Source organism: Streptomyces sp. NPDC093064 (assembly GCF_044754605.1).
GTDB lineage: Bacteria > Actinomycetota > Actinomycetes > Streptomycetales > Streptomycetaceae > Streptomyces.
On sequence record NZ_JBIVPK010000031.1, the window covers coordinates 1 to 25,918 of the forward strand.

The 25,918-nt window shown below is 69.0% G+C and carries 24 protein-coding genes and 4 pseudogenes; 14 read left to right on the plus strand and 14 right to left on the minus strand.

The features are described 5' to 3' along the window. The first annotated feature begins 595 nt into the window (after nt 1-595). Complete coding sequence (locus tag ACIQFZ_RS29255; RefSeq protein WP_402692599.1) at nt 596-1,837, plus strand: IS110 family transposase; 1,242 nt, start codon at nt 596-598, stop codon at nt 1,835-1,837. 18 nt (nt 1,838-1,855) lie between these two features. Here the strand turns inward: ACIQFZ_RS29255 and ACIQFZ_RS29260 are convergent. Both ACIQFZ_RS29260 and ACIQFZ_RS29265 read right to left on the minus strand, forming a co-directional pair. After that, nucleotides 1,856-2,518 (minus strand): annotated as a pseudogene (locus tag ACIQFZ_RS29260) (helix-turn-helix domain-containing protein); the annotation flags it as partial. Between the two features lie 158 nt (nt 2,519-2,676). Then, nucleotides 2,677-3,762, minus strand: coding sequence for an alpha/beta fold hydrolase (locus ACIQFZ_RS29265; RefSeq protein ID WP_402692600.1), 1,086 nt, complete (start codon nt 3,760-3,762; stop codon nt 2,677-2,679). 115 nt (nt 3,763-3,877) lie between these two features. Here ACIQFZ_RS29265 and ACIQFZ_RS29270 point away from each other — a divergent pair, with 115 nt between their 5' ends. Then, on the plus strand, nt 3,878-4,645 hold the full coding sequence (locus ACIQFZ_RS29270; RefSeq protein WP_383064391.1) for a TetR/AcrR family transcriptional regulator: 768 nt from the start codon (nt 3,878-3,880) through the stop codon (nt 4,643-4,645). Nucleotides 4,646-4,733: 88 nt separating this feature from the next. On the opposite strand, the gene ACIQFZ_RS29275 is transcribed toward ACIQFZ_RS29270, so the two are convergent. Both ACIQFZ_RS29275 and ACIQFZ_RS29280 read right to left on the minus strand, forming a co-directional pair. Then, entirely contained in the window at nt 4,734-5,060 is a 327-nt protein-coding gene (locus tag ACIQFZ_RS29275; protein WP_365431230.1) for a resolvase, read from the minus strand. Between the two features lie 526 nt (nt 5,061-5,586). After that, the gene (locus tag ACIQFZ_RS29280) at nt 5,587-6,828 is read right to left on the minus strand and encodes a hypothetical protein (RefSeq protein ID WP_402692601.1); all 1,242 of its coding nucleotides are present in this window, start codon (nt 6,826-6,828) and stop codon (nt 5,587-5,589) included. An 857-nt stretch (nt 6,829-7,685) separates the two neighbouring features. Here ACIQFZ_RS29280 and ACIQFZ_RS29285 point away from each other — a divergent pair. From ACIQFZ_RS29285 to ACIQFZ_RS29295, 3 genes and pseudogenes are all read left to right on the plus strand, one after another. Beyond that, nucleotides 7,686-7,946 carry a hypothetical protein gene (locus ACIQFZ_RS29285; protein WP_365431239.1) on the plus strand — a complete coding sequence of 87 codons (261 nt, stop codon included), beginning with the start codon at nt 7,686-7,688 and terminating at the stop codon, nt 7,944-7,946. A gap of 120 nt (nt 7,947-8,066) precedes the next feature. Further along, nucleotides 8,067-8,514: pseudogene (locus tag ACIQFZ_RS29290) on the plus strand (hypothetical protein); the annotation flags it as partial. Nucleotides 8,515-8,535: 21 nt separating this feature from the next. Then, complete coding sequence (locus tag ACIQFZ_RS29295; protein ID WP_402692602.1) at nt 8,536-9,024, plus strand: hypothetical protein; 489 nt, start codon at nt 8,536-8,538, stop codon at nt 9,022-9,024. 708 nt (nt 9,025-9,732) lie between these two features. On the opposite strand, the gene ACIQFZ_RS29300 is transcribed toward ACIQFZ_RS29295, so the two are convergent. After that, the gene (locus ACIQFZ_RS29300) at nt 9,733-10,449 is read right to left on the minus strand and encodes a hypothetical protein (RefSeq protein ID WP_402692603.1); all 717 of its coding nucleotides are present in this window, start codon (nt 10,447-10,449) and stop codon (nt 9,733-9,735) included. A gap of 751 nt (nt 10,450-11,200) precedes the next feature. Between ACIQFZ_RS29300 and ACIQFZ_RS29305 the strand changes: the two genes are divergently transcribed. The 3 genes from ACIQFZ_RS29305 (at nt 11,201) to ACIQFZ_RS29315 (ending at nt 12,253) form a co-directional block, all read left to right on the plus strand. Further along, nucleotides 11,201-11,464: a hypothetical protein gene (locus ACIQFZ_RS29305; protein ID WP_376654665.1), complete on the plus strand. Its 264-nt coding sequence runs from the start codon at nt 11,201-11,203 to the stop codon at nt 11,462-11,464. Nucleotides 11,465-11,544: 80 nt separating this feature from the next. Then, nucleotides 11,545-11,811 carry a hypothetical protein gene (locus ACIQFZ_RS29310; protein ID WP_365436570.1) on the plus strand — a complete coding sequence of 89 codons (267 nt, stop codon included), beginning with the start codon at nt 11,545-11,547 and terminating at the stop codon, nt 11,809-11,811. Beyond that, nucleotides 11,804-12,253, plus strand: a complete 450-nt coding sequence (locus tag ACIQFZ_RS29315; RefSeq protein ID WP_402692604.1) for a hypothetical protein — start codon at nt 11,804-11,806, stop codon at nt 12,251-12,253. Before ACIQFZ_RS29310 ends, ACIQFZ_RS29315 begins: the two co-directional genes overlap by 8 nt. A gap of 115 nt (nt 12,254-12,368) precedes the next feature. Here the strand turns inward: ACIQFZ_RS29315 and ACIQFZ_RS29320 are convergent, their stop codons facing one another. Next, entirely contained in the window at nt 12,369-12,587 is a 219-nt protein-coding gene (locus ACIQFZ_RS29320; protein WP_365436576.1) for a hypothetical protein, read from the minus strand. A gap of 349 nt (nt 12,588-12,936) precedes the next feature. Between ACIQFZ_RS29320 and ACIQFZ_RS29325 the strand changes: the two genes are divergently transcribed. Continuing rightward, the gene (locus tag ACIQFZ_RS29325; protein WP_402692605.1) at nt 12,937-13,263 is read left to right on the plus strand and encodes a hypothetical protein; all 327 of its coding nucleotides are present in this window, start codon (nt 12,937-12,939) and stop codon (nt 13,261-13,263) included. Here ACIQFZ_RS29325 and ACIQFZ_RS29330 read toward each other — a convergent pair. Beyond that, a complete protein-coding gene (locus tag ACIQFZ_RS29330; RefSeq protein WP_365436582.1) occupies nt 13,221-13,700 on the minus strand; it encodes an ATP-binding protein in 480 nt (159 codons plus the stop codon). The genes ACIQFZ_RS29325 and ACIQFZ_RS29330 overlap by 43 nt on opposite strands. Nucleotides 13,701-14,042: 342 nt before the next feature. On the opposite strand from ACIQFZ_RS29330, the gene ACIQFZ_RS29335 reads away from it, so the two are divergent. Both ACIQFZ_RS29335 and ACIQFZ_RS29340 read left to right on the plus strand, forming a co-directional pair. Continuing rightward, nucleotides 14,043-14,453: a RidA family protein gene (locus tag ACIQFZ_RS29335; RefSeq protein WP_402692606.1), complete on the plus strand. Its 411-nt coding sequence runs from the start codon at nt 14,043-14,045 to the stop codon at nt 14,451-14,453. Nucleotides 14,454-15,181: 728 nt separating this feature from the next. After that, nucleotides 15,182-15,697 carry a cupin domain-containing protein gene (locus tag ACIQFZ_RS29340; protein WP_383061454.1) on the plus strand — a complete coding sequence of 172 codons (516 nt, stop codon included), beginning with the start codon at nt 15,182-15,184 and terminating at the stop codon, nt 15,695-15,697. Nucleotides 15,698-16,272: 575 nt separating this feature from the next. Here ACIQFZ_RS29340 and ACIQFZ_RS29345 read toward each other — a convergent pair. Beyond that, nucleotides 16,273-16,623: a DUF6233 domain-containing protein gene (locus ACIQFZ_RS29345; RefSeq protein WP_383061455.1), complete on the minus strand. Its 351-nt coding sequence runs from the start codon at nt 16,621-16,623 to the stop codon at nt 16,273-16,275. Nucleotides 16,624-16,738: 115 nt separating this feature from the next. Beyond that, entirely contained in the window at nt 16,739-17,347 is a 609-nt protein-coding gene (locus ACIQFZ_RS29350) for a TetR/AcrR family transcriptional regulator (protein WP_376653216.1), read from the minus strand. Nucleotides 17,348-17,415: 68 nt separating this feature from the next. Between ACIQFZ_RS29350 and ACIQFZ_RS29355 the strand changes: the two genes are divergently transcribed. From ACIQFZ_RS29355 to ACIQFZ_RS29365, 3 genes and pseudogenes are all read left to right on the plus strand, one after another. Then, the gene (locus ACIQFZ_RS29355; RefSeq protein ID WP_365435818.1) at nt 17,416-18,348 is read left to right on the plus strand and encodes a DMT family transporter; all 933 of its coding nucleotides are present in this window, start codon (nt 17,416-17,418) and stop codon (nt 18,346-18,348) included. Between the two features lie 91 nt (nt 18,349-18,439). Next, nucleotides 18,440-19,337, plus strand: a pseudogene (locus ACIQFZ_RS29360) (FAD-dependent oxidoreductase). After that, a pseudogene (locus ACIQFZ_RS29365) lies at nt 19,223-19,480 on the plus strand (mercuric reductase); the annotation flags it as partial. The pseudogenes ACIQFZ_RS29360 and ACIQFZ_RS29365, both read left to right, overlap by 115 nt. A 455-nt stretch (nt 19,481-19,935) precedes the next feature. On the opposite strand, the gene ACIQFZ_RS29370 reads toward ACIQFZ_RS29365, so the two are convergent. From ACIQFZ_RS29370 to ACIQFZ_RS29390, 5 genes are read right to left on the minus strand one after another with little or no spacing between them, the layout of a single operon-like run. After that, nucleotides 19,936-20,973 (minus strand): ABC transporter ATP-binding protein, encoded by a 1,038-nt coding sequence (locus ACIQFZ_RS29370; protein WP_365775895.1) that lies wholly within the window; start codon nt 20,971-20,973, stop codon nt 19,936-19,938. Beyond that, complete coding sequence (locus tag ACIQFZ_RS29375; RefSeq protein ID WP_402692607.1) at nt 20,970-22,184, minus strand: ABC transporter ATP-binding protein; 1,215 nt, start codon at nt 22,182-22,184, stop codon at nt 20,970-20,972. The genes ACIQFZ_RS29370 and ACIQFZ_RS29375 overlap by 4 nt, the downstream gene beginning before the upstream one ends. Continuing rightward, the gene (locus ACIQFZ_RS29380; protein ID WP_365426750.1) at nt 22,181-23,071 is read right to left on the minus strand and encodes an ABC transporter permease; all 891 of its coding nucleotides are present in this window, start codon (nt 23,069-23,071) and stop codon (nt 22,181-22,183) included. The genes ACIQFZ_RS29375 and ACIQFZ_RS29380 overlap by 4 nt, the downstream gene beginning before the upstream one ends. Continuing rightward, nucleotides 23,068-24,192 (minus strand): ABC transporter permease, encoded by a 1,125-nt coding sequence (locus ACIQFZ_RS29385; RefSeq protein WP_402692608.1) that lies wholly within the window; start codon nt 24,190-24,192, stop codon nt 23,068-23,070. Before ACIQFZ_RS29385 ends, ACIQFZ_RS29380 begins: the two co-directional genes overlap by 4 nt. 4 nt (nt 24,193-24,196) lie before the next feature. Next, nucleotides 24,197-25,846: an ABC transporter substrate-binding protein gene (locus ACIQFZ_RS29390; RefSeq protein ID WP_402692609.1), complete on the minus strand. Its 1,650-nt coding sequence runs from the start codon at nt 25,844-25,846 to the stop codon at nt 24,197-24,199. Nucleotides 25,847-25,918 lie beyond the last annotated feature (72 nt).

The following is a 25,918-nucleotide window of genomic DNA, read 5'->3' on the forward strand; positions in this document are numbered from 1 at the left end:
GCTGGAAGCGTGAAGAACTCCCATCATCGCAGGTCACAAGGCACTTCCTCGTCTCCGGAGAAGCTATCCACAGACATCAAGCCGGTGGATCCGGGTTCAGTCAGGCTCGATCGGGCATGAGCGGCAGCCCCGGGACACTGGTGCCGCTGCTCGCCCTCGCTGCTAATTAAGAGCTGCGATCAGGATCGCTACAGTACGGGCGTGCAGGTGGGCACCCGGTCGGGCTGTAAACTCCGCGTCCAGTCAGGAAGGCCGGAGGCGACTCGTAGCAGCCTGCCCATCAAAGGGCTCTTCACGACTCTGTCGGCCGGCCTTCCGAGACGCCCCGTAACCGCTGATTAAGAGTGGCGACTCGATCGCTCGTACGGACTTGCCGGTGGGTGTCCCGACTGTCTGATGATCGTTGCATCTATAGCCAGGAAGGCTGGATGCGACTTTTGTACTCCTGCCCGTCATGGGGCTCATGCTGACTCCGTCGACCAGCCTTCTGGTCACCCGCCATAACTGATTAAGAGCTGCGATCTCGATCGCTCGTACGGACTTGCTCGAGGGGTGGCCTGGCACTGCCTGTTCGTGTTCGACCTGGAGAGACGAGATGACGCAACGGCCGCCACAGGTATGGGCCGGCATCGACGTAGGGAAAGGGCATCAATGGATCACCGTGGTCGACGCCGACGGCGACGCTCTGTGGAACCGCAAAGTGATCAATTCCGAGTCCGACATCCTGGCCGCATTCGGTGAGGTCATGGATACGGCGGACCACGTGACATGGGCTCTCGACCTCGTTGACGGGCCAGCAGCCTTGCTGTTGGGAACACTGGCCAGCCACGGCCAGAATCCGCGGTACGTCACCGGCTCGAAGTTCGCGGCGTTCAAGAAGAGCTTCAGCGGCCAGGGCAAGTCCGACTTGAAGGACTCCTACATCATTGCTGAGTTCGCCCGCTGCCTCCGGCGACAGACGGTCCCTGTGCCAGCGCCTTCAAGGATCACCAAGGAACTCACGCTGATCCTGTCCCACCGCAGCTGCCTCTCAGCCGAGCGAACCAGGACCGTCAACCGCATGAGGGCCCTGTTGACCAGCATCTTCCCGGAGCTGGAGCGGTCGTTCGAGTTCGCCAGATCCGACGGACCGCTGGTCCTGCTCTGCGGATACCAGACACCAGCAGCCATCCGGCGGATGGGCGAGAGCAGGCTCACGGCCTGGCTCGCCAAGCGCGGAGTGAGAAAGGCTGTGACCATCGCAGAGAAGGCCGTGACGGCCGCTAAGGCCCAGGAATCAGCGGCCAGCGGAGAGGACTTGGCGGCCGAACTCGTAGCCGAACTCGCCCAGACGATCACGCAGATGAACGTCCGCCTAAAGGAACTGGAAAACAAGATCAAGGAACTCCTCTCCCAGCACCCTCAGGCGCCCATTGTCCTTTCCATGCCCGGCTTCGGTGAGCTCCTCTCGGCTGAACTCCTCGCAGCGATCGGCGATATTTCCCGGTTCCCGAGTGCTGGACGGCTTGCTGTCGCATCAGGAATGGCCCCCGTCCCCAGGGACTCCGGATCGAACACCGGAAACCGCCACCGGCCAACTCAGTACAGCCGTCCCCTGCAACGAGCGTTCCTCTTGTCGAGCCAGGCCGCATGCCTGACTGCGGGGACATGGGAGAAGGAAATGTACCTACGCAAGTACCAGGGCTACACGCACGACAGGGGTCGTCACAAGAAGGCTGTCATCGCTGTTGCCCGCCAACGAGTCTCCATCCTGTGGGCCATACTCCGGGATGGCCGGCTCTATGAGAAGGAGTACAACCCCCGGGAGAAGGCCACCGGCGAGGTTCAGGCAGCTTGACCAAACCCATTAAGAGTCGTGAAAGTAGGTGACGCCGTGGGTGCGGCGGTGGGTCGCCGGCAGGCGGTCGGGCTTGCCCTGTTCGGCCCAGCAGGAGCCGGCGGTGGGTCTGATCTCCAGGGGGCCGAACTCGTCGAAGGCGAAAACCCGGTCCGGAAAGCGGTCCAGCACCTCCTCGATCCGGTCGAGCTTGGCGTCGGGGTCGGGGGACTCCTTCCAGGTCTTGGTGCGCTGGAACGTGATGCCGCGGCGCCGCAGCAGGCACCGTAAGGCCTCACGGCCAATGCGGACGACGCGTCCGTGCACGCGGCGCAGGTAGGCAGCGAGCTTGCGGATCGACCAGCGGGTGAAGAGCTGGCCGAGCTTGGTGGGGCGGGTGATGGCCGTCTGGATGACGAAATCCTCGTCGTCATCGCTGAGCAGGCGGGGACGGCCTCCCGCCCATCGAGGGTTCAGGCAAGACAGGCCGATCTCGTTGAACCGGTGGATCACGGCCCGGACGGTGTCCTCGTCGGCCTGGACGAGCTGCGCGATCACCGGGACGCGGTTTCCGCCGGCGGACGCCAGCAGCATCATCGCCCGCCGGTAGCGCACCGAGCTGGTACTGCCCCGGCGCACGATCTGCTGCAGCTTCTGCCCTTCCTGATCGGTCAGTCTGCGCACCCGCACAGGCTCGGCCACCACACCTCCAGCGGTTGGAACGGACGTCACCGCCCATCCAACCGCTCCCACTGCCAACCCGGCGAACCTATGTGGTCACAGCACTAGCGAGTCCGTGTGAGCGGCGGCGCTGTACCGGCTGTCCGCCTCCCGCGGCAAAGCGGGGCGGTTCTCGCGGATCAGCAGGTGGCCGACTCCGCGGCGATCACCACCGGCCGTACCTTCGTGAGCATCAGGTCCAGGAACTGGTCGGGGTGGCGGAAGGACGCGAAGTGGCTCGCGTTGCGGATGAGGGCGAAGTCCTTGACCGGGGTGGACACGGAGTCGACGAAGCGGCGGGCCGGTTCCGGCGGGGTGAGAACGTCGCTCTCGCCCTGGAAGACGAAGAACGGGAGACGGAATTCGGTGCCCTCCGCCCATTCGTCGACGGTCATGGCCTGCGGACCCAACTGCTCGGCAAAGGTCATGCCCTTCAGGTAGGAGCGCAGGCCCCGCAGGGTGTACAGGGGTGAGAACCACAGTGAGCGGATCACCACGGTCTTCATGGTGTCGTAGGTCAGCGGGTCGGTGGTGACGACGGTCTTGGCGTACTGCGACCACTTCTGCGCCGTCCACGCCGACCTGTCCGCGCCCATCGCCTTCACCGCGGCCAACTCCTTGCGCCTGCCCGACTTCTCCAGGCGGTCGAGCAGCGCCTCGTAGGCCGACCGGTCGTGTCCGCCGCCGACGATGTTCTGGTCCGTGCCGACGTAGGCGGAGTACAGCTCGGGGTGGCTGCGGGCCAGGCGCAGGCCGGTGACCGTACCGAAGGAGTTGGCGACCAGTACGACCTTGTCGACGCAGAGGCGGGCACGGACGTACTCGGTGACCTCCAGGGCGTCCCGGTGGAGTTGGTCGAGGCTCATCTCGCCCTGTCCGTCCGGGCCGCCGTGGGCGAAGGTCCGGCCGGCGCCGCGCATGTCCCACCGCACGACGGTGAAGTGCCGCTCCCAGGTGCGGGTGCGCGGGGCGTGGATCAGGTTGGACGCGCCGGGGCCGCCGTGGAGCTCCAGGATCACGGGGTTGTCCAGGTCCTCGCCACGGACGGAGAGCCACTGGTCGATGCCGCCGATGCGGACGTACCCGGACTCGTCGATGCCGTTCGGGGTGGTGATGCGCAGGCGCTTGGCGTTCGCGGAGCGCCTGAGGTGGCGGTGGCCGAGCAGGCCGGCCACGGGGGCGGCGAGGAGGGTGGCGGCGGAGGCCGTGAGGAGAGTGCCGAGCATGAGTTTTCCCTCTAAACTGTTTATGGCATCAGCAGATTCTGTTTCGGTTTACGGTATATACAGTTGGAGGGGGAGTCAACAGGCTCCGCGGAAGATGGAGTTGGAGAGGATGGTCATGCCGAAAGCGAGTGCCAAGAGCCGCAGCAGGAGCGCGGACCAGGACAAGGCGCGCGACCTGCGCGCGAGCCTCGCGCTGCTGTGGGGGGAACAGGACCGGCCGACCCGCGGGCCCAAGCCCAGCCTGTCCCCGCAGCGGATCGCCGCGGCCGCCGTCGACCTCGCCGACGCCGAGGGACTGGACGCCGTGTCGATGAACAAGGTCGCCGCCGGTTTCGGTGTCTCCGCGATGGCCCTGTACCGCTATGTGCCGGGGAAGGCCGAACTCGTCGAGCTGATGGTGGAGTCGGTGCTGGCCGAGGGGCCCGACCTGTCGGCCGTCGCGGGCGATGACTGGCGGGCCGGGATGCGGGAGTGGACCCGGCAGTGTCTGCGGGTGTACGAGACCCACCGCTGGGCGCTGGCGGCTGTGGCCATGCGCCGCCAGGTCATGGGTCCCCACCAACTCCAGTGGCTGGACGCGGCGCTGGCGGTGCTGGAACCGACCAGCCTCACCGCTCCCCAGCGCCACCAGGTCTTCCTGCTGGCCGTCGGACTGGTCCGCAACCTCGCCCAGCAACTGGTCGACTTCGACGAGGAGCACGACCGCGAGTGGAACCGTCTCACCGGCGAACTACTCGACCGGCACGCCGACCGGTTCCCCGCGCTGACCAAGGCCCTCGCCGAGGGCGCGTTCGCCGCCACGGACCTCGATCCCCTCGCCTTCGGACTCGACCGCCTCCTCGACGGAGTCCAGGCGCTCATCGACGGCACCGCCCGGAACTGACCATGCGGCTCCACCCGGGCCGCACGCGCACACCGATCCCGGCCCCGGGGATCAATCGAACCGTGGTGGGCGCTGAGGTTGATCATGGTCAGGCTGTAGCAGCCTGAAGGGCATTGACGCGGTTCTCGTACTCGCGGCGGGCCTTGCGCTGTGCCGGGACGGTTGCGGCGCCTTGGGTGCCATCGAGGGGTTGGCAGCGGGCGAGGAGCCGGCGGTGGACTGCCGGGGTGGCGCTGACGCGCAGGGTGTAGCCCTGTCCGCGCCGTACGGTTACGCCGTGGTCGAGCGCGGCCAGCTCGGCGTCGCCCATCTCGGTGGCGCGGAGGAAGTCGGCGACCTTGCCCGGCGTGTCGAGGGTGACGGGTAGCTCCGGGGCCGGGACGTCTTCGCGGCTGGCGGTGGTGTGCTCGGGCATGAGGTCGCCGATGGCCGTGCGGATGGGGCCGCGGCTGACGCCGTGTTCGCGGGCCAGGGCGGCGATGGACCGACCGTTCAGGTGCGCCGTGCGGACGGCGTCGGTCTTCCCGGTCGGGATGGCAGGGCGGCGGCCGCCCTTGCTGCCCTTGGCCTCGGCGGCCCGCAGCCCGATCGCCCTGCCAGTCGTACGCCGCCCACGCCTCCGCCGGCACTTTCACCTGCTGAGCCATGTACTCCACCGCGGCGGCCGGAACCTCCCTGGCCGACTCCGGGAACCGAGCCCCCGCCTCGAACAACGCGTCCCTCCTGCCGTTCAGGCAGTCGTAGAAGCGCGCCCGGAAGCGTGACGGTTCCGCGAAGGCTGCTCCGACGTACGGGGAATCCTCGTGAGGGTGATCAGCTTGATGCCGCGTTCGAGGCCGGCCGTTAAACGCCAAGCTCATGTCGACCGAGCGGTGTTGCGCCGATGTCGGCCTCCCGGCCGAGCTGCGTGCCGACCGGGAGGCCAACATCGGTTCACGGTGCTATGGGGTCGTCGACAACCGGATGATGCGGGTCGGCATGCCGCCGAGGTCGAGCCGGCGAACGACCTTGCCACTGTCGAGGTCGACGGTGAGCAGACGGCCGCTACGTGGCAGCGACACGTGCACAACGCCGCCGCCGGTGGCGAGGTCGGGCATCTCGGCTTTTTCCGTGTGTTCGTGGTAGTCGAGGGGGTACGGCCGGTCAACGCGAACTTCCCGACTCAGTGCCCCCGTGCGTCCGTCACGGATCTGCAACCAGCCCTGGTGAGTGAGCACGATCAACTGCGACCCGTCAGTGGCCACAGTGGTACGCAACTGGGTGCGGCGTTCGCCGTTGACTGCGAGGTCGACCGGCTCGATAGTCGGTTGCCGGTCGGTTGTGGCGATGCGCTGGATGCTCGACTGCGCCCCCTCCGTCGTTCCCCAGCGGATGCCCTCTGGACCGGCGTGGAAGTTGGCGGCGCGCACCTGTGAGGGGTACGGCGTCTTGGTGTTGGTGTGGTCAACGAGGTCCACACTCAACAACCCGTCGGCGCAGCCGAAGATCGCCCGCCGGCCGGTGAGATCGGTGGTGCCGCCGTGCAGGACGGGGCAGCCGCCCACCCACGCTGTCTGCCGACCGATCGTCGGGTCGAGTAGCGCCACCCCGCCGCGCCTGAGGTGACCGACGGCGAGCACCGGTTCGCCCGGTCCGTCGCGGCCGACCACGAACGCGTAGTGATCCGGCCCGGCCAGCCGCAGCGTTGTGGCGTCGGTATCGCCGAGCCCCGAGAGCCCGGCCGGGTCGACGAACGTGATCGAGCCCGCGCCTTCCTCGGAGATGCCGATTCTGCCGGCGACCTCGGGCATCCGCCCGTTCGTGACCCCACCCGGGGACTGGGCGATCCAGGTACGGGCCACGAAGGCGCGGCGCGCCTTCCCGGTCTTCTCGTCGTAGCCGGTGTCGATGAAGGTGGCATGGTCACGATCGGTGTTGCGGCCGCGCATCGCTACCGCCGTCCGTCCGTCGTCGCTGCGCGCCAGGCTCAGGGGAGCTGGTGGTGTCGAAAGCCGTTCGCCGACCGCGCCGTCGTCGACAACCACGACGTCGCCCGACTCGGAGTCCGAGACCAGCAACCGCTCCTTCACCTGCTTCACCTCTGGCACCCGAGGTGAATTCTCGTGCGCCGAAACCGCCGCACCCACCATCAGCACGCTCGACCCGGCCACAACACCGGCCAGCCAACGTTTAATCCACACCAAGACCTCCCATGAAAACGATAATAGTTTTCATTAGTCTAACGGGCCCCTGGAGGGCGGTGTTCGCCGAGTGACTGGGGCGGCCGTCGGTGCCGGGGGGAGACTCCGGGACCCATCGGCAGCTGGACGCTGCTGTCAGCGTCACCGCCCGCGCGTAGGCAGGAGCAGGGGCGGTTGGCGAGTAGCGGTTGTCGACGCGCCGTTGCGAGGAGCCGTCGTCCGTTGCGTGCCGCGCGGCTTTCTTCGCGCCGGCCTCGACCTCGTTCCGTGGCTGGCCTTCATCCTTTGCGTACTCGGTAACGGCGGCTGGGACGGTGCCGGCGAGGTCGCGCCAGGCGCGCCACGCGGTCTCGTACGTTGCGGTCTGCTGCTCGCTCCACAGCTGGCGGGTTGGCGGCCACCCTGCTGTGAGGGCGCCGTCGGGTGCCGTAGCACGGATGCGATGCGTGCCGGTCACCGACAGGCTGGGGGAGACACATCTGATTCCCTTCGGGGACGAAGTGCCCTGGCGGTTACGGCCTGGTCTGCGGGTGATGGTGGCCCGTAACGGGGTTCGGCTGTATGGGGTTGGCCCGGCATGCGCAATGACCCGGTGGAGCGAGACGAGTTCGTATCCGGCCCCGCTGAGCCGGTGGCCGCCTGGTGCCTGGATGGCGGGCGACGCGAGGACCACGCGGGAGCGGACTGTGCCTGGTGCCGATCATTGCAACGGGCCGAAGAGGCGGCTGCCGTCGGGCGGCGAATCGATCTGCCCGCCGCGCCAGAAGGTCAAGGCCCGTAGAGAAGGAAGCCGCAGGACACTCGGCCCGCGGGGACGGCGCGGCCGTGAAAAGGAAGCGCACACAGAACGGAGCAAGATCATGCAGACTTTCACCGCGTCAGCCGATCGAGTGTGGGACCGTGCCGCGGAGCATGACTTCCTGCTGGCCCCGCCCGTTTCTGCAGCCCGTATTGCTTGCCGCGTCGATCCTCGTGACCTGCGGCGGCTGGACCTGCTTGCGGCGCTGACCGCGGCGGGGATCGCCCCCTGGCCGGGAGACCGGGAGGCGATTGAGGAGCTCAGTGCACTGCCCGACAGCGTGCACGAAGCCCTGCATCGCTGGTTCAGCTCCGGCAGGTGACGCGCTGGACGCTCCCGCAAAATGCTCGGCTGGGAAACCCCAGCCGAGCGTCTCGCTAAGCTCCTGGCCACAGTCAGTTGATCACACGTGTTGCAACGACCCCTGGAATCCGCCCAGTCGGGCTTCCAGGTGCTGTTCGACGCGCAGTGGATCCGCCCGCCCGGCGGGCGCTCCGGCCGCTGCACCGGACCTGGCCTGGGACGTGGTCCGCAGTCCAAAGATGCTGCGGGCCTGGGCGCTCGCCTGGGACGGCGGGGCGGGCAACGCGGACCTGTTCCGGCCTGAGTGGCCCGACGATCCGGCCACCTTCGTGCTTGCCGGTCGCTTCGCTGACGGCCACGTGGTCGCCGGGGCGGTGGCGAGCCGCAGCGACCAGGTGGTCGGGATCTCCAACGTCTTCGCGCGGGACGGTAGCGGTGACGCGGTCTGGCCGGGGGTGCTGAACGCGGTGCATGGGCTGTTCCCCGGCCTGCCCGTGGTCGGCTATGAGCACGGTGAGGATCTGAATGCTGCCATCCGCCACGGGTTTGAGGCGATCGGCCCGCTGCGGATCCGGCTGCAGAACTGACACACGCACGTTTTGGCGTCGATGTTCCTCAACCCCGCGCCGTACCCGGCCCGGACCGCCGTGCTGCGCCGCCGGCTGCAATGGCTGTCCGTCCGGCTGCTGTGGCATCCCTACTGGACCGGGCCGGGCCGGATGCCGGCCGCACGGGCCAAGCTGCGCCACCAGGCCAGCGCCATGCAGGAGCAGGTGAACCGGCGCCCGGAGCACCTGACCGAGCGGGAAGAGGAGATCCTGCACTGCATTCGCCGGTGGATCGAAGACAAGGGTGAGGGACCGTCGATGCGGCAGCTCGCCCATGCCGTCGGGATGCGCAGCACGGCATCGGCCGCCTACCACCTGGCCAACCTGGAACGGTCCGGCGCGCTGATACGCGACGGCCGCGGCTGGAACACCTGCCGCCTGGGCCACCAACCGGCACCACAAGGGCTCAACTGTCTGCGCAGTGCTGTGAGCTGCTGTGGTCGGGCCTGTGGTCGACCGAAGCCCAAGGGAGCCGGTCAGCTCCGTTAGCACGTCCTGCGGCGGCTGCTGTCGATGGGATCGGATCCGCAGGCCCTGGTTCGAGGCGCCGCGCCCCGCCAAACCGTGGCACCACCGCCCTGCGCCGCCTGCTGCGCCTGTCTGTACGCCTGTGGTGGCACCCCTACTGGGAGACCGTCCCCTCGGTGCCGGCGGTGCGCACCGAGTTGCGGCAGTTGACCCGCACCCGCGGAGCCGTCCGGGCCGCATGACGAACCGGCGGGTGCCTTCGGTCTGAACTTTCCCCTTGATCGTGGACACCTGGAGACTGGGACGTGAGGTTCCAGAGGAAGTTGCGCCAGGTGGGAAGCAAGAGCTACCGCAGCAGGCGGTACACGGAGGAGTTCAAACGGGATGCGGTCGCGCTCGTTCGCTCCTCCGGGAAGACCGTCACCGAGGTGTTGGACGGGCGTCGCCCACAGCCGCACCGCTTTGTTGTCCGGTCCCGAGCATCCCGACACCCTCACCCCGGCACCAGTTGGCCGACTGGCGGGGGAACGAGGGGGATGTGTCCGGTCATGCCGTGGAAGGTGGACTGGCGGTGTTCCGAGAAGGGATGTCCTTGGGCCGGGGTCCAGACGAGAATCCCGGCCCGATTGCGGCGGGCCGGGATTCTGTGTTGTGCGCCTGGCCGGAGGGCGCCGGCCCGATTACGGCGGGCCGGGGTTCTCCAGCATGCGCATCACGCGGTTGCTGGTTTTAGTCTTCGTCGAATCCGCCGAATCCGCCGAATTCGCCGCCCTCGCCCTTCCCGTGGTGGCGCTTGATGACGCGGAAGCTGCCGACGACTCCGTTCTTGACCTTTACGCCGTCCTCCATCTCCTCGTGGTGCTTCTTGTGGTGCTCGCCCTTCTCGTGCTCGCCCTTCTCGTGCTCGCCCTTCTCGTGCTCGCCCTTCTCGTGCTCGCCCTTCTCGTCCTCGTCCTCGTCCCGGTTCTTGCCCGGGCGGACGTTGTTGGCCTCGCTGCGGGGGCCGACGGTGGCGATGGGGGCGCCGTTGTCGCAGGTGACGCCGCGGAAGAACTCGACGGTCTGCTTGCTGTCGTTGCGGATGTTGAAGCTCCTGGAGCCCAGTCCGCTTACGACGGTGATGCAGCCGTCGGGGTGCGCGGAGAACGACCGCTCGTTGATGAAGATCCGGCCGATCTCGCGGTGGTGGCGCTTGCCCTTGAAGCCCTCGCCGCGCTCGCCGCCTTCGCCGCCGCGGCCGCCGCCGCCGCCCTCGTTGCCCTTGCCCTGTCCGCCCTGTCCGCCCTCGCCGCCCATCGGGGCGTAGGCGGGAGCGGGGGCCTGCTTGACGACGGCCGGGGCCGTCTGGGGTGCGGTGGCGGCGGTGGCGTAGGTGATGCCGGTCGCGGTCAGTGCCGCAGCGGCCGCGATGGCCGCGGCGGTCGCGTGGGAACGGTTCATGATCATGTCGCTTGTTCCTTCTGAGACGGAGACTTGTTCCTTCTGAGACGGAGAGAGGAGCGCCCGCTGTGGCAGCCGGTGCGTGATTGAACGTACTAACGCCCCCTATTGCTGTCATATCGAGGAGGTCGGGATCTGCGGCTTTGTGGGGCTGATCGGGTATGTAGAGGTCCTTTACGCCGCTCCGAAGGAGGGCTGAGTGTCTGTCAAAAACGACTTCGGTTTGGAGATTGAATGACAATTAGCCCTTGCGGGTGATCTTTTGACGTCTGCTCACCCGCCGTGGCGGTGGGTCGCCGGGAAGTGTCGGCGAGTCGCTGCTTGACATGTGGTCTGTCGTAGGTTCCAAGGAGGCCACGTGAACGGTGGCTGTCCGACGAACGCGGCCTGCCCCGTGCGCGCCCGGCGCCGCTGGAAGCAGGAGCTGGGCCCCGACACCGACCCGGACTCCTTCGCCTATCGCCCCTGCAGAACCGTTGGCACGCCGTGCTGAAAGGCGGACTCGACCCAGAGTCGGTCGGCGACGTCCTCACCCGCATCGGCGCCCGCGCCCAGCTCGACATCCGGCCGACCGGTCACAGCCCCCGCCGCGGACCGGTCACCGAGTCCTCCCGCGCCGGCAACCCCGACGCCGTGGCGGACAGAAGCAGGGGTGGATGGGCCGTTATTCGGGCTCCATACGCTCCGGTCGGTAGGGTCCTCCGGTCCGTCACAGCTACGTCGGTAACAGTGGCGGACCGGAGCCCTCTGTCACTTCATGAGCATGTGCAGCGCCGTCATGACGGCCACTCAGCTCTGTCTCGACGAGCAGGGCCGCCTGCCCGCCGGCAGTCGGTTCGTTTCTCGTGCCATGCCGCCAGGAACATCCCTCCGCACCTACACCGGCAGCACCGCCGACGTGGACGTCTGGTGTTCTACGCTGTTCGGCCTCACCGGCAAGGGCGCCAGCAAGGAAGTCCCCGTCTCAGCGGGATGGCTCACCATGACCATGTCGCTCCACGCTGTACGCACAGGCACTTGACACGATGACCCCGGCGCGGACGTGACCGGTACGGGCAGCGATAGTCCATACACCACAACGACAGAGGCGAGGGAGAACCTGTGAACAGACCGCTCCCGCGCTGCGTCACGGTCCTGTATGCGATATCCGCGACCTGCGCCGCCATAGGCGTGCTGCTGTGGGCGCGCGGCCAGACCAGTGCGCCCCCCAGGGTCTACGGGGCCTTCCTGGCGGCCGACGGCTACACCCCGTCGGCCTGGCGGGTGTGGTCACCGGCAGTGCCCGAAGAACGTCTTGGCCTGTACCTCATCGCGGCCGGGCTGGTGCTGGTTGTGGCGGCGGCCTTGTTCTTCATCCGACGTGGCTGAGCAGCGCAACATCGTCATCGGTCACGCTGAGCATCACGATCCGTCAGGTCGACGCCGGCATCCGCCCGGGCCGGTTCGCCGGCATCGACCGGGACGCCACCCATCACGCGACGCGCGGCGTCCGCGGAACACTCGCGATGCGTGCGCCGCCGACTGCAAGGTCTGGCTCAGGTTCTGCGCCGAGGCCAACTTGCCCCCGCTCGTCGTCCGCTCCGGCACGCTCGTGCTGTTTGTCGAATGGTGCTGGCTCCAGCCCGCCCGGCCCCCCGCCCGGCCCCCGGGTCGCCTCACCATCCCCTCCACCATCGACCGCCGCCTGTCCGGCGTCGTTGTCACTGTCCGCCGCAAGCACAAGGTGCAGCTGCAGGAGGACGTCGCCGAGGAGGCCCGTGCCCTGCTGAAGGCGAAGGTGGGCGCTCCGCTCAGCACGCCGCCGTTGTAGTGACCAACCCCGACGCCGTGGCGGAGAAGCAGGGCGGATAGGCCAAGGGCTCCACGGTGATGCGCCTTATGTGGAAACGAACGCGATCACCTTGCTGACCAAAGAGATCCAGCGTTCAGCATTCTTCATGTCGTCCTGATCGTGCTCCTGCCACGAGGAGCAATAGCCACGCCAACACCGATACAGTGAAGATCATGATGAGAGGCGAAAGACTGCCTCGCTTGAGGAAGAGCACGAACATCTGAGGACCGTTCATCAGCCCGATCATGCCCAACAGCGCCAAGGCGCCGACGGCAACGACGCCGGACAACCACTGCGCCAGGTAGCGTGCCACAGCTCGTGCTGTCTCGCGATCCCGATGGTTCACTGTGTGTCTCCCAGCGCTCGATGGTCAGATGTTGTCAGCTGCACCCGATCTCGACTACGGGTCCGCTACCTTCCGGTCATGGCCCCATCCCGTAGGGCAAGTTCCCCACTGTCGCAGAGCATCAACAGGCTCACCGGTGGCTGCAGTTCCTGGCGAACATCGGTCGAGCGTCCAACACGATCGACGCATGCGGCCGGGCGGTCGAGGATCACCTGCGGCTCTGTTGGGCTGCACACGGCGCGGGCGGAGGCGTGCTCGGCCTCATGGTCGGGGTCGTGGCCTGGGTGGCAATCATCGTGCAGAGGGCCACCGCCCCGTGAACCGACCGCCTGTCGTGGTCCACCACTTCAAGTGGCGCGACCGCGTCCGCCAGGACGCCGAGCGGCGCGCACAGCACTTGGCGGACGGCACATGGAAGACCGCCTCGCTGGCCCGCCTGGCGGAGGCCCGCCGCCTGCTGGAGCACCTTCAGCGCCACGGCGGCCGGATCGCCGTCGACTCGCCGCAACTGGGCTTCCGACCCGTCTCGCTCCGGGCCGTCCCTGCCTGGTGGGAGGCAGAGGCCACGCGGCTGGTTGCCACCTGGCGACCCCCGGCGGGTCAGAACGAGCCGGGCTGGATGATCTCCTCACCCTCGCCATGAGGGGGCTCGAACCGGGCGTAGAAGTCGTTCAGCGCCGACACCGTGACGGTCAGCGCGTTCGCGTCCTTGCGCCGGTTGCGCTCCTCCAGGCGCCGCAGCAGCTCCTCGCGGTCGACGGGGAAGTACAACAGCTTCGTGCGGCCGCCCGCCTCGACGACGAGCTTCGTCCACTCCTCACGGTCCGAGCGCAGCCACAGACCGTGGTCCAGCACGGCGTCCTGCCCGGCGGTGATCACGACCAGCTCCTCGCGGACCTCGGCAACCACCGGGGCCTTCAGGGAGAAATATTCCCGCTCCGGATAGTCGACGCCGTAGCAGCCGTGCCTCTCGTGGACCCGCTCGTCCACGGACAGCCGCACTGCCCCGGCCGGCACCAGCCACTGCTTCGCATATGTGGTCTTGCCCGACCCGGTCAGCCCGATCAGTAGATACACCACCGGCCTTGACTCCTGACCGGACACCGCCGTCTGCACCAAAGACTGCCTGCCACCCCCATCCGTCCCGTGCGGCCAGATCGCTGCGCCCCTCACCAGGGAGTGGTCCGGTCGTCGACGCCTAGCTTCAGGGAGCTGGGGAACATCCGCGCGGGGTTGGCTTCGTTGATCTCTCGAAACAGTGTTTCTCGACGGGTTCCGGAGTCAGTTGGTGATCACCCGTCTCACGAGCGTCGACCAGAAGCGACGGCGTTGCCGTGGGGGGCGAGAAAAGGGAAGGCGGCGCCGACGCGCCGTTGGCAGGATGTCCGCGCTCAACACTCGATGGGAAAGGACCCTACGACCGTGGCCCGTGCCATCTCTCTGATCCGCTCCGCTTCCCTGTCCGACGTCGCCGAGTACGCCTATGCAGCCACGGCGCCCGCCGAGTCCCGCCTGATCTTCCTCGCCGGGGCGTGTCCACTGAACGACGATGGCTCCACCGCAGCGATCGGAGACTACGCGGGCCAGGCATTGAAAGCCGTTGAGAACATGCAGGCTGCTCTCACTGCCGCCGGCGCGTCACTGCACGACGTCATCAGTACAAGGGTTCTCGTCGCATCGACCCGGCGGGTGGATTTGGTGGCGGCCTGGGAGGTGGTCCGGGACTCGTTCGCCGACCATGACGTCCCCAGCACCTTGATGGGCGTCACTGTGCTCGGCTATAAGGACCAGCTCGTCGAGATCGAGGCCGTCGCCGCCGTACTCGATTCGTGAGACCTGTTGACGCACTGCGGCGGCCGAGCGCGGCCTGGACCGGATGTGCCTGCTGGGAGCATCACGAATGCGGGGCTGCCAGCCGCCTGTCAGGGCGGCTGGCAGTCGAGGGAGGTAGCTGTCTGAGGCCAGCCCGTCTTGGCGGGTTCTTCGGCTCGGGCCCGTGTGCTGGCGAGGCGGTAGGAGTCGGTGCCGGTCTCGAGCCCTACGGGTCTTCACCGATGGGCGGCTGATAGGGAGCGTGGGTGGCCAGGCACGGCTGCGCTGGTAGATCTCACCTATGCCAGCAGTTGACCGATCTTCGCCCGGATGCGACACCCCACCTTCCCTCATGACCGCCGACGGCGTACGGCGGCCCGCTCTGCTGCGGTCCCGGGCTGTCTTCGATCACCACTGATAATGCTGCGGCGAGAGACGGCACAGACTGAAGGAGCGCCGCGAGTAAGGCTGACGACATCCCGTCGGGCACGTGGCGGGAACCGACGATCGCCCCTGCCAGCGATGGGTTAGACGCGCTGATGCAGCTGAGGTAGCGTATTTTCAGCGGAATCCAAAGATAACCGGTCGGTCGAAACCAGCAGCTCACCAGGCCGGGTTATGGATCGCCTGTGCGTGACCCTGGTTGCATCGAGCCTGACCATCTGGCAAGCAGGCGCCCCGGCGAACAAGAGGCTGGTCGGAACAGTCCACTATCCGGGAGCAAAGTAGCGCTCCTGGAGGTCATCGCCATGGATCTGATCGTATCTGGCAATCCCTTTGCCCGTAGCAGGGACGATGCCCCCGCGCGGTGGCTGCTTGACATCCTTTGGCTGGTTTTGGCCAGCGGTGACGACACCAACGGCGAGTACTCCGTCATCGAACAGTTCATGCCGGTCGGGTCCGGCCCACCTCCGCACGTCCACCCGTTCGAGGACGAGGCGTTTTACGTCCTGTCCGGCGAGATGACAGCCATCATCGGGGGGCAGAAAGTCGTCCTCGGGCCGAGTAGCCTGGGCCACCTCCCGCGGAACGTCGTGCACGAGTTCAAGGTGACTGGGACGGAAGTCTGTCACTGCCTCAACTACTACACCCCGGCCGGATTCGAGCAGGCCATTCTGGGGTGCTCCCGGCCGGCGGAGCGCCGCGAGTTGCCCCCACCCGGGCTGGATGCGCCGGACTCCACGCAGGTTGTGAGGTTCTTCAACAACTTCTGGGTTGCGCCGGCCAACCTCCCGTGGGCCGAGCAGAAGTGGTCGCGCGGCTGAGCGGTGTTACCGGTCGCGTCGCTACCGCAATGGCCCTGTGCACCACCCCTAAGCGTGGGCTTCCGCTACATTAAGCGGCAGCAGTCGGAAGTAAGGGGAGCAGAGGCGAAATCTCCTGACCGGTGCGTCTCCCACGCGTCCAGCGGTTCGGCCCGGCCACGGCAACCGCTTGGAGACCGTCTGCAGTTCAGCGCGGACCTGACGGAGTTCGTCCTGAGCGTCGATCAGGTCCTGGGGGAAGTCGTACGAGGCTGCCACGACCCAAAGGTACGGCTGTTCGAACCGGGCCCGGGACCGCCTCGTGGCTACATCTCCTGCGCCAACCCTTGCGTCTACTCTGCGGGATCTCTTGCGACTCCTCTTGCGCGAGCCTCGGCGACGCCGCCGCATCCGTGCAGGTCACCCCCACCGTACGGGCGTGGTCGGACCCCTGACATCCCCGTTGCGGGCGCTTTCGCCCATGTCCCTGCTGAAGTTGAAGGAGAAGGGACGGCGCAGACGCAGACGCAGGCGGGGATCGGGGCCGCGCTCGCCAGGTTGCGCGTCGGCGCCGCCGCCTCACCGGGGCCAGGCGATCAGGAGTCGCCGGACTCGGCGATGTGGTCGAAGCCCCGCAGCAGCGGGGTCAACTCCAGAGCGCAGCCGCACAGCGTGAACAGCCGCGTCGCCGGGTTCTCTGCGGTGATCAGGGCGTGCTCCAGATCGAGCAGCGGTGCGCTCCGCGGCGCCTCCTCACAGTCGGGCGCGTGCAGCACACCCCGGGCCGGGCCCCGCCCCTCGCGCACCTTCGCCAGCACCCAGCCCGAAGGCCGGCGCTCCCCGAGCGCCTCCCGGACCGCTGACTGAGGCGACGGCTCCAGCCGCTCGGTGGCGACCTGGTCGTAGTCGATGCCGTCGACCGGCCGCACATGGTCGGGCGCAGGCACCCACACCCGGTTCTCAGCCGCCTCGACACCGCCGTCCTACTGGCGCAGAGGACTCATTCCGACCGTGCGCTATTCCCCTGTTTCCGGCTCTCAGAAGCGGTCTTTGGGTGTCGCCTCACCTCTTCGCTGCGGAGTCCCCCGTGGCGGCAAGGAGAGCTTGCGCCTGTTCGCGGGCATGGCTGATGGGGTCCGCGAAGATGTTCAGGCCGTGCGCGACGAGCGCTCCTTCGTGAAGCAGCATGAGCGTCCGGCCCAGATGGTCGGCCCTGTCCGGGGTGATGTCCCCGGCGAGGTCGGTGAACAGGGCGAGCATCCACTGCTTCTGTCCGGTGATGATCGGGTAGGCGGGGTGAGACTGATCGCTGATCTCGGCGTGAGCGTTGACCATGCTGCACCCCTTGGAACTGTTCTTCGCCGACCATGCGCGCGAGGCATCGAAGACAGCCAGGACGCGCGCCGCCGACGACGACTGTGCGGCGTCGAGGCGCTGGGCGAGGAAGGCGCGCCAGCGTTCATCGCGATCCGCGAGGTACTCCACGACGATCTGCTCCTTCGAGCCGAACCGGTCGTAGAGGGTCTTCTTCGTCACCCCGGCCTCGGCGGCGATCAGATCCACCCCGACGGCATGGATGCCGCGCTCGTAGAACAGCCTCGCGGCGGCCTCCAGGACGCGCCGTGCGGCAGGGGTCATCGTGATCCGTTGCGGCCTCTCGGTAGTGCCCATGCTCAACAGTATACCGATCTGTATAGTGAGCGGTTGGGTATACCGATCTGTATAGTGGAGGGGGAGACGTGAACTTCCTGCTTTCGATCGCCTTTGTGCTCTGCTGGAGTTCCGGGTTCATTGGGGCCAAGCTCGGCGCGGGCAGTGCGTCCGCGGTCACGATCCTGATGTGGCGGTTCCTGCCGCTGGCCGTCACCCTGATCGTCATTGCCGCCGTTTCCGGAACGTCGTGGCGGGGCCTCGCGGTGCGGGATGTGGCCCGGCAGGCCATGATCGGCGTGCTCTCGCAGAGCGGCTATCTGCTCACCGTCTACTACGCGATCCAACTCGGGGTCTCCAGCGGCACCACAGCCCTGATCGACGGTGTCCAGCCCCTCGTCACCGGAGCACTTGCCGGACCGTTGTTGCGTCAATACGCCTCGCGCAAGCAGTGGCTCGGCTTGTGCCTGGGGATGGGCGGCGTCGCCATCGTCACCATGGCCGATGCCGCGGCTGGCACCGGTGCGGCCTGGTGCGCCTATCTCATCCCCTTCCTCGGCATGTTCTCGCTGGTAGCGGCCACGTTCCTCGAAAGCCGCTCCCGCGCGCGGGTCGCGCCCGCGGTGTCGATGACCATCCACTGCGCCACCAGTGCCGTCATCTTCACGGCCCTTGCCGTGAGTGCCGGAGTCGCGAAGCCGCCCGCAGAGCTCTCATTCTGGGCCGCGATCACCTGGCTCGTAGCCTTGTCGACCTTCGGCGGGTACGGGCTGTACTGGCTCATCCTGAGGCGCTCCGGAGTTACCAAGGTCAATACGCTCATGTTCCTCATGGCTCCGGTCACGGCAGTCTGGGGAGCCCTCATGTTCGGTGAACCGTTCGGTCTGCAGACCGCTCTCGGTCTGGCCGTCGGCCTCGCAGCAGTCGTCATCGTCTATCGCGGTGACACCTCATCCACCAGGGCGTTCGCGCGGGATATGGACACGGGCGAGGTCGCGAGGCCAGCCAAGTACGGCGCCTGATCCCTCTGCCTCGTTAGAGAGGAGGAGCTTCCTCGCCGTCTGCGGCACGGGCCGCGGCACCGCGGATTTCTCCGGGACCGCACAGAACCCGGTGCTGGACGTCGCCTTGAGCGGCGGCGGCACCCGCAGGGTCGAGGCCGCCCACTATCTGATCGCGACCGGTTCCGCGCCCTGGGCCCCGTCCGTCGACGGTCTGGAGCAGGCCGGTTATCTGACGTCCACCACCGCGATGGAGCTCGACGTGCTGCCGGAGTCGATGGTGGTCGTCGGCGGCAACGCGGTCGGTCTGGAGCAGGCCCAGCTCTTCGCCCGCCTCGGCACCCAGGTCACCGTCGTCGAGGCCCTGGACCGGCTGGCTCCCGTCGAGGAGCCCGAGGTGTCCGCCGCCATCGAGGACGTCTTCACAGGCGAGGGCATCGCCGTGCACACCGGTACCGGTCTGACGGCTGTCCGGCGAGGTGAACCCGGCTACATCCTCACCGCCGACCGCGGCGGTGAGGATGTCGAGTTGCGGGCCGAGCAGCTGCTGATCGCCACCGGCCGCCGCCCGGTTACGGCGGGCCTGAATCTCGATGCGGTGGGAGTCAAGACCGGCGGGCGGCGAGGTGACCGTCGACGACTACCAGCGCACCACCCACCCCCGGATCTGGGCGGCGGGCGATGTCGCCGGAGGACCGCAGTTCGTATACGTGGCCGCGGCGCAGGGTGGTCTGGCCGCCGACAACGGCCTGGCCGGAGCGGACCGCATCCTGGACTACCGCGCACTGCCCAGGGTCATCTTCACCAGCCCCGCCATCGCCTCCGTCGGTATGACCGACGGCCAGATGACCGAAGCCGACCTGCACTGCGACTGCCGCACTCTGCCCTTGCGTACGTGCCGCGGGCGCTGGCCAACCGGGACACCCGCGGCCTGGTCAAGCTCGTCGCCGAGGCGGCTACCGGCCGGCTGCTCGGCGTGCATGCCGTTGCCGACGGGGCGGGGGAGCTGATCACTGCCACCTACGCGATCAGTGGGCAGATGAGTGTCGACCAGCTGGCCAGCGCCTGGACGCCATACCTGACCATGGCCGAGGCGCTGAAGCTCGCCGCCCAGACCTACACCGCCGATGTCGCCAAGCTGTCCTGCTGCTGACCCTCACGTCTGACCTGGTTGCCGTTTCTTCGGCTGCACCGCCATGGGGATTGTGTAAACCCGCGTTGTTGGTGCCGGTTGGAAGGCTGGTCGGATGAACGGTGATGAGCAGCTGCTGCGCTGCCGGGCCTCGTAGCAGGGGCGTGAGCTCCGCCGCGCAGCCGCACAGATTGCACAACCGCGTCGCCGGGCTTGCGTTCCCACTGCCGAAGCCACTTCCGTGCCCGGCACCAGCGAGTCCTGCATTCCCCCTTGTCGCAACAGGTTTCCAGGGCAGCGAGGGATCGTCAAAACCCTCCTCTCTCCCCTTATTCCTGAGTTGGTTGTGGGTGGTGGGGGAGATGGACGCGGTCGCGTAAGAGGCTGCCGGATCCGGGTGGGGCCGGCCGCAGCCGGGACGGCGGATGGCACCGCCGGGTTCGGAGCATCCGTTCCGCACCCGGCGGTCGGCGGGGTCAGCGCCTGGCGTCGGTCGGTTCACGGTCCTGCGCGACCCAGCAGGCCACGCGGGACCCGGCCGTCTCTCCGGCTGCCGCGCCCGGCACCGGCAGCAGCACCGGTTCCTCGGTCCGGCAGCGGTCGGTGGCGAGCGGGCACCGCGGATGGAAGCGGCAGCCGGGCGGAGGGCTGCCCGGGTCCGGGACCTCACCGGTCAGCGCCTCGGGCCGAGCGCCGGTGCCGTCGGGCACGGGCACGGCTGCCAACAGGGCCTGCGTATAGGGATGTTGTGGCGCGGACCAGATCTGCTCGACGGTGCCTGTCTCGACCACGCGGCCCAGGTACATGACCACGACCCGGTCGGCGAGCGCGCCGACCACGGCGAGGTCGTGCGAGATGAACGCCAGCGCGATGCCCTCCTCGCGCGACAGGTCGCGCAGTAGGTTCGCCACCGTGGCCTGGGCGGAGGCGTCCAGAGCCGACACCGGCTCGTCCGCGACGATCATCTTCGGGCGGGAGGCGAGCGCGCGGGCGATCGCCGCACGCTGCCGCTGACCGCCGGAGAATTCGTGCGGATACTTCTCCGCCGCCCCGCCCGGCAGGCCGACCCGGCGCAGCGCCTCGGCGGCCTCGCGGGCCGCCCGCGGGTCGCGGCGCGCCCGCCTCACGCCGTGCCCCCGGTCACGGGCGACCACGACGTCCTCGATCTGCGCGCCGACGGTGCGGCGCGGGTTGAGTGAGGCGTTCGGGTCCTGGAACACCATCTGGAGCGGCAGCAGACCGGGGTCGCGGCGGCGGCGCCCCATCGCGCCGACCGCCGTGCCGTCGAAGAAGACCGAGCCGGAGTGCGCCGGGACGAGCCCGGTGACGGTACGCGCCAGAGTGGACTTGCCACAGCCGGACTCGCCGACGATGCCGACGATCTCGCCGGGGGCGACCTCCAGGCTCACCCCGGCCAGGGCACGCATCGGCGGCAGGCCCTTGCGCGGGTACTCGACGACCACGTCGTCGACGCGGAGCAGCGGCGGCGCGGTGGCGCCGGCGTTCGCGGTCATGCGTTCCTCCCTGCGGGGGTGCCGGCCGCCGAAAGGGCGCCGGGGGCGGGGGCCATCGGCTCGTCGGCGGGGCGGATCACACCGGGCTCGGCCAGTGCGCAGGCGACCGTACGGGCGGGGCCGACGGTCACCGGGAGGGGCCGGTCGCGGTCGCAGCCGTCGACGGCGGTGGCGCAGCGCGGGTGGAACGGGCAGCCGGGCGGCAGCGCGTCGGCGGCCGGGGCCGAGCCGGGGATGGGACGCAGCGGCACGGCGCGGCCGACCGCGGAGCGCTGCCCGAGCGCGGTGTGCGGCAGCGCGGCCAGCAGGCCCCGCGTGTACGGGTGCTGCGGCGCGCCGATGACCTCGGCGGCGGTGCCGGCCTCGACGACGCGGCCGGAGTAGAAGACCGCGATCCGGTCGGCGACGGAGGACAGCACGCCGAGGTCGTGGGTGACCATGGCGATCGCCATGCCGGTCTCGCGCCGCAGTTCGTCGAGGAGGTTGACGATCCCGGCCTGGACGGTGACGTCGAGGGCGGTGGTCGGCTCGTCGGCGATGAGCAGGCGCGGGCCGCAGGCCAGGGCGGAGGCGATGGCGATGCGCTGGCGCATGCCGCCGGAGAACTGGTGCGGGTAGCGGGCGGCGGCCGAGGCGCCGCCGGGGATCCGGACCATGTCGAGGAGTTCGATCGCGCGGGCGGCGGCCTGTTTGCGGTCGAGGCCCTGGTGGCGGCGGACGTGGTCGGTGATCTGGCGTCCGACGGTGAGCATCGGGTGCAGCGAGGAGGACGGGTCCTGGAAGACGACCGCGATCTCCCGGCCGCGCACCCGGCCCCACTCCTTGTCGGACAGTCCGACCAGCTCACGGCCGTCGAAGCGGACCGAGCCGGTCACCGCGGCCCGGTCTGGCCCGAGGCCGACCAGGGTCATGCCGGTGACGGTCTTGCCGCTCCCGGACTCCCCGGCGATGCCGAGGACCTTGCCGGGACGGACGTCGAGGTCGACGCCGTCGACGAGCCGGACCTCGCGCCCGGCACGGGGCAGGGTGACCGTCAGGCCGCGCACCCGCAGCAGGGGTTCGGCGCCCTCGGTGCCGGTGCGGGCGGTGCCGGTGCCCGCTCGGGAGTCCAGCGGGACGGCGGCGTCGGGCGCGTCCGCGGCGTCGCGGCCCGGACCGGGTCCGTCGAGGGAGTCGCCGTGGCGCGGGTTGAGGGTGTTGTCGCTGCTCATGACCGTTCTCCAGGCGTCGAGAGCTTGGGGTCGAGCCGGTCGCGGAGGGCGTCGCCCAGGGTGTTGAAGGCGATCACGACCGTGACGATGGCGAGGCCGGGGACGACCGCGAGCCACCACTGGTTGAAGTACTGCGAAGCCTCGGAGATCATCGATCCCCATTCCGGGGCGGGGGGCCGGGTGCCGAGGCCGAGGAAGGACAGGCCGGACAGGAGCAGGATCGCGCCGCCGACGTCGAGCATGGCGAGGACGAGCAGCGAGCCGGCGACGCCGGGCAGCAGGTCCACGAGGATGGAGCGGACCGAGCCGACGCCCGCGAGCCGGTTGGCGTGCACGAAGTCGGACTCGCGCAGCGAGAGCACGGTGGAGCGCACGGTCCGGGCGTAGCCGGGCCACCAGACGAGGGCTCCGGCGATGACGGCGTTGGTGAGGGACGGGCCGAGGGAGGCGGCCACGGCCATCGCCAGGATGATCACCGGGAAGGCGAAGACGACGTCGGTGACGCGCATCAGGACCTCGTCCACCCAGCCGCCGAAGAAGCCCGCGACGAGGCCGACGGCGGTGCCGATGACAGCGGCGGCGGTGACCAGCAGCAGGCCGACCGGGACGGACAGCCGGGCGCCGTACAGGACGCGGGAGAGCACGTCGCGGCCTGCGGGGTCGGTGCCCAGCCAGTGCGCGGACGACGGGCCTTCGAGGGGCACCGCGCTCTGGTCGAGTGGGTCGTATGGGGCGAGCAGGGGCGCGAGGACGATGACGGCCAGCCACAGCAGGAGCACGCAGACGGCGACGCCCTGCGCGGGGTGGCGGCGCGCCCAGCGCAGCGTGCCGGACATCCGGCTTCTGCTGCGGCCCGGTGCGGTGGCCGGGGAAAGGATGGCGGTCATGAGAGGCGGATCCTCGGGTCGAAGGCGGCGTACAGCAGGTCGGCGATCAGATTGACCACGACGAAGACCAGGGCGGTGAGGATGGAGACGCCCATCACGGCGGGCAGGTCGAGGTTGGTCGAGCTGCGGAAGGCGTACTGGCCGATGCCGTTCCAGGAGAACTGCTGCTCGATGTAGACGGTCGAGGCGAGCAGCAGGCCGAAGGAGAGGGTGGTGGCGGTGATCAGCTGGCCGGAGGAGGAGCGGACCGCGTAGCCCCACAGGACGCCCCGTTCGCGCAGGCCCTTGGCGCGTCCGGCCTTGACGAAGTCGGAGGAGAGCGATTCGAGAACGGCGCTGCGGGTGAAGCGCAGCACCATGCCGACGACAGACAGGGCGAGGACCGAGGCCGGCAGGACGAGATGGGCGGTGGCCGAGGCGAAGGTGTCGAGGTCGCCGTCGAGCAGCGCGTCGACCGTGTAGAAGCCGGTGATCTGGTGCGGTGGATCGAGGGCGGGGGCGAGCCGTCCGGAGCCGGGCAGGGCGCCGAGGTTCTTGACGAAGACCACGGCTGCGACCATGCCGATCCAGAAGGTCGGCAGGGAGACGCCGGCGAGCGACAGGGTGCGGACGATCCGGTCGAGACGGCCGCCGCGGCCGCGGGCGGAGAGGACGCCGAGCAGCACGCCGACGACGAGGGCCAGCAGGGTGGCCGCGGTGACCAGTTCGAGGGTGGCGGGCAGCTTGTCAGCGAGGTCGTCGAGGACCGGGCGCTGGGTCTGCTGCGAGGTGCCCAGGTCGCCGGTGACGAGGTGGCCGAGGTAGGTGAGGTACTGCATCGGCAGCGTCCGGTCGAGGCCCTGCTCGGCGCGGTAGCGGGCGACGATCCCGGGGTCGTCGAGGGCGCGCTGACCGAGGTTGGCGGTGGCCGGGTCGGCCGGGACGACGGAACTGAGCAGGAACGTGACCAGGGTGACGCCGAGAACGATCAGCGCCGAGGAGGCGACGCGGCGCAGCACGTACGCCGGCATGGGCGGCATTCTGCGGCGGACGCGGAGCGGGCCCTGGACGGGTCCGGGAGCGGGGCCGGCGGGGGTGGGGACGCGGTCCGCGAGGGCCGCGCTGGGGGCGGTGTCGGTCATGGGGTCACTCCTCCGAGCGGCCGAGCGCGGCCAGGTCGAGGTAGTAGAGCGGGTTGCGGACCAGTCCGGTGACCTTGGAGGAGGCCACGGTGACGAAGTTCGGCTCCAGCAGTGGGACGAATGGGCCGCTCTCGTTCATCGCGCGGTTCCACGCCCGGTAGGCGGTGAGCCGGTCCTTCTCGGCGACCGAGGCGTACGCGTTCCTGGTGAGAGCGGCGAGCTGGGGCGCGGCCTTGGCGGGCCAGTGGACGCGCTTGGAGAGGAAGTCGCCGGGCGCGAAGCCGAGGATGTTCTGCGGGTCGAGGTAGTCGGGTGGGTAGGACCACAGGGCGAGCTGGGTCTTGCCGTCCACGTACCGCTGCAGGGAGGTGGAGGTCGGCGAGGGGCGGAGCGTGACGGTGACGCCGATCTTCTCCAGGTCGCTCTGGATGCGCTGGGACAGGACGCCGTAGTCGAGCCCGGCCAGCCGGTGGTAGTCGCCGGCATAGTCGAGGGTCAGCTCGATCTTCTTCAGGCCCCGCCGTTCCTTGACCTTCTCGACGAGCGCGCGGGCCGTCCGCGGGTCGTGGGCAGTGGCGTCCTCCTTGCCGAGGCCGCCGGTGAAGACGGTCGGCAGGATGCCGGTGGCCTGGGTGGAGCCGGGGCCGGCGATCTCGACCAGGCCCTTGTAGTCGATGCCGAGCCGGATGGCCTTCAGCAGGTCGTCGTCGGCGGTGGGCAGGCTCTTGTCGCGGCTGACCGCGAGGTAGAGCACCTCGGCGGCCCGGCTGTCGTCGACAGTGAGGGCGCCGCCGCCCAGGCCCTTGCTCTGCAGCGCGGAGATGTCGAGGGCGATCTGTGAGTCGCCGGACTGTACGCCGAGCAGCTGCTGCTGCGCCGAGGGCACGTTCCGGATGATCACTCGCCGGTACGCGGGGGTGACGCCGTGGTACTCCGGATTGGCCTCCAGCACGATCTGCGAGGAGTTGCTGTAGCTCTTCAGCCGGTACGGGCCCGAGCCCGCGGACGTCGTGTTGAGCCAGGCCTCGGCCTTGTCCTGGGTGGCCGCGTCCTTCGCGTCGGTGCCGCCGTGGGCGCGCACCGCGTCGGCGTTGAGTACGCCGAACTGCGGAGTGACCAGCATGGCGGGCACATCGGCGCGGGGGGCCTCGGTGGTGAGGACGACGGTCCGCGTGCCCTTGGCCTCGAGGGTGAGGCCGGACATCAGGTAGGCGGGGCTGGCGTCGACGTGACGGAGGCGGTCGAAGGAGAAGACGACGTCGCTCGCCTCGACCGGCGTGCCGTCGCTGAAGCGGGCGTCGTCGCGGAGGGTGAACGTCCAGGTCCGCCCGTCGGCGGAGTTGGTCCACGACTCGGCGAGGCCGGGCACGGGAGTGCGCAGGTCGTCGCCCTTGTACGTGGTCAGCGTCTCGTACAGGGCGTGGTCGACGAGATAGTCGGTGGGCTGGTAGACGCGGGCCGGGTCGATGGACTTGGCGTTGAACGCCGTGTCGACGACGAGAGTGTGGCGGGCGGCCTCGGCCGGCACGCCCACGGTCGCGCAGGAGGTGAGCGAGGCCGTCAGGGCGACGGCCAGGCCGAGGGCGGCCAGGGCGCGGTGGCGCAGCCGGGCTGGTGGGCCGCCTGCCGGTGGTCTGCTGGGATGGTGGGTCACGGGGGTCTCCACTCGGAGAGATGGGCATGGTGGAGGCGGAGGGATCGCTTCGTACGGCGGGTCCGGGCGGGC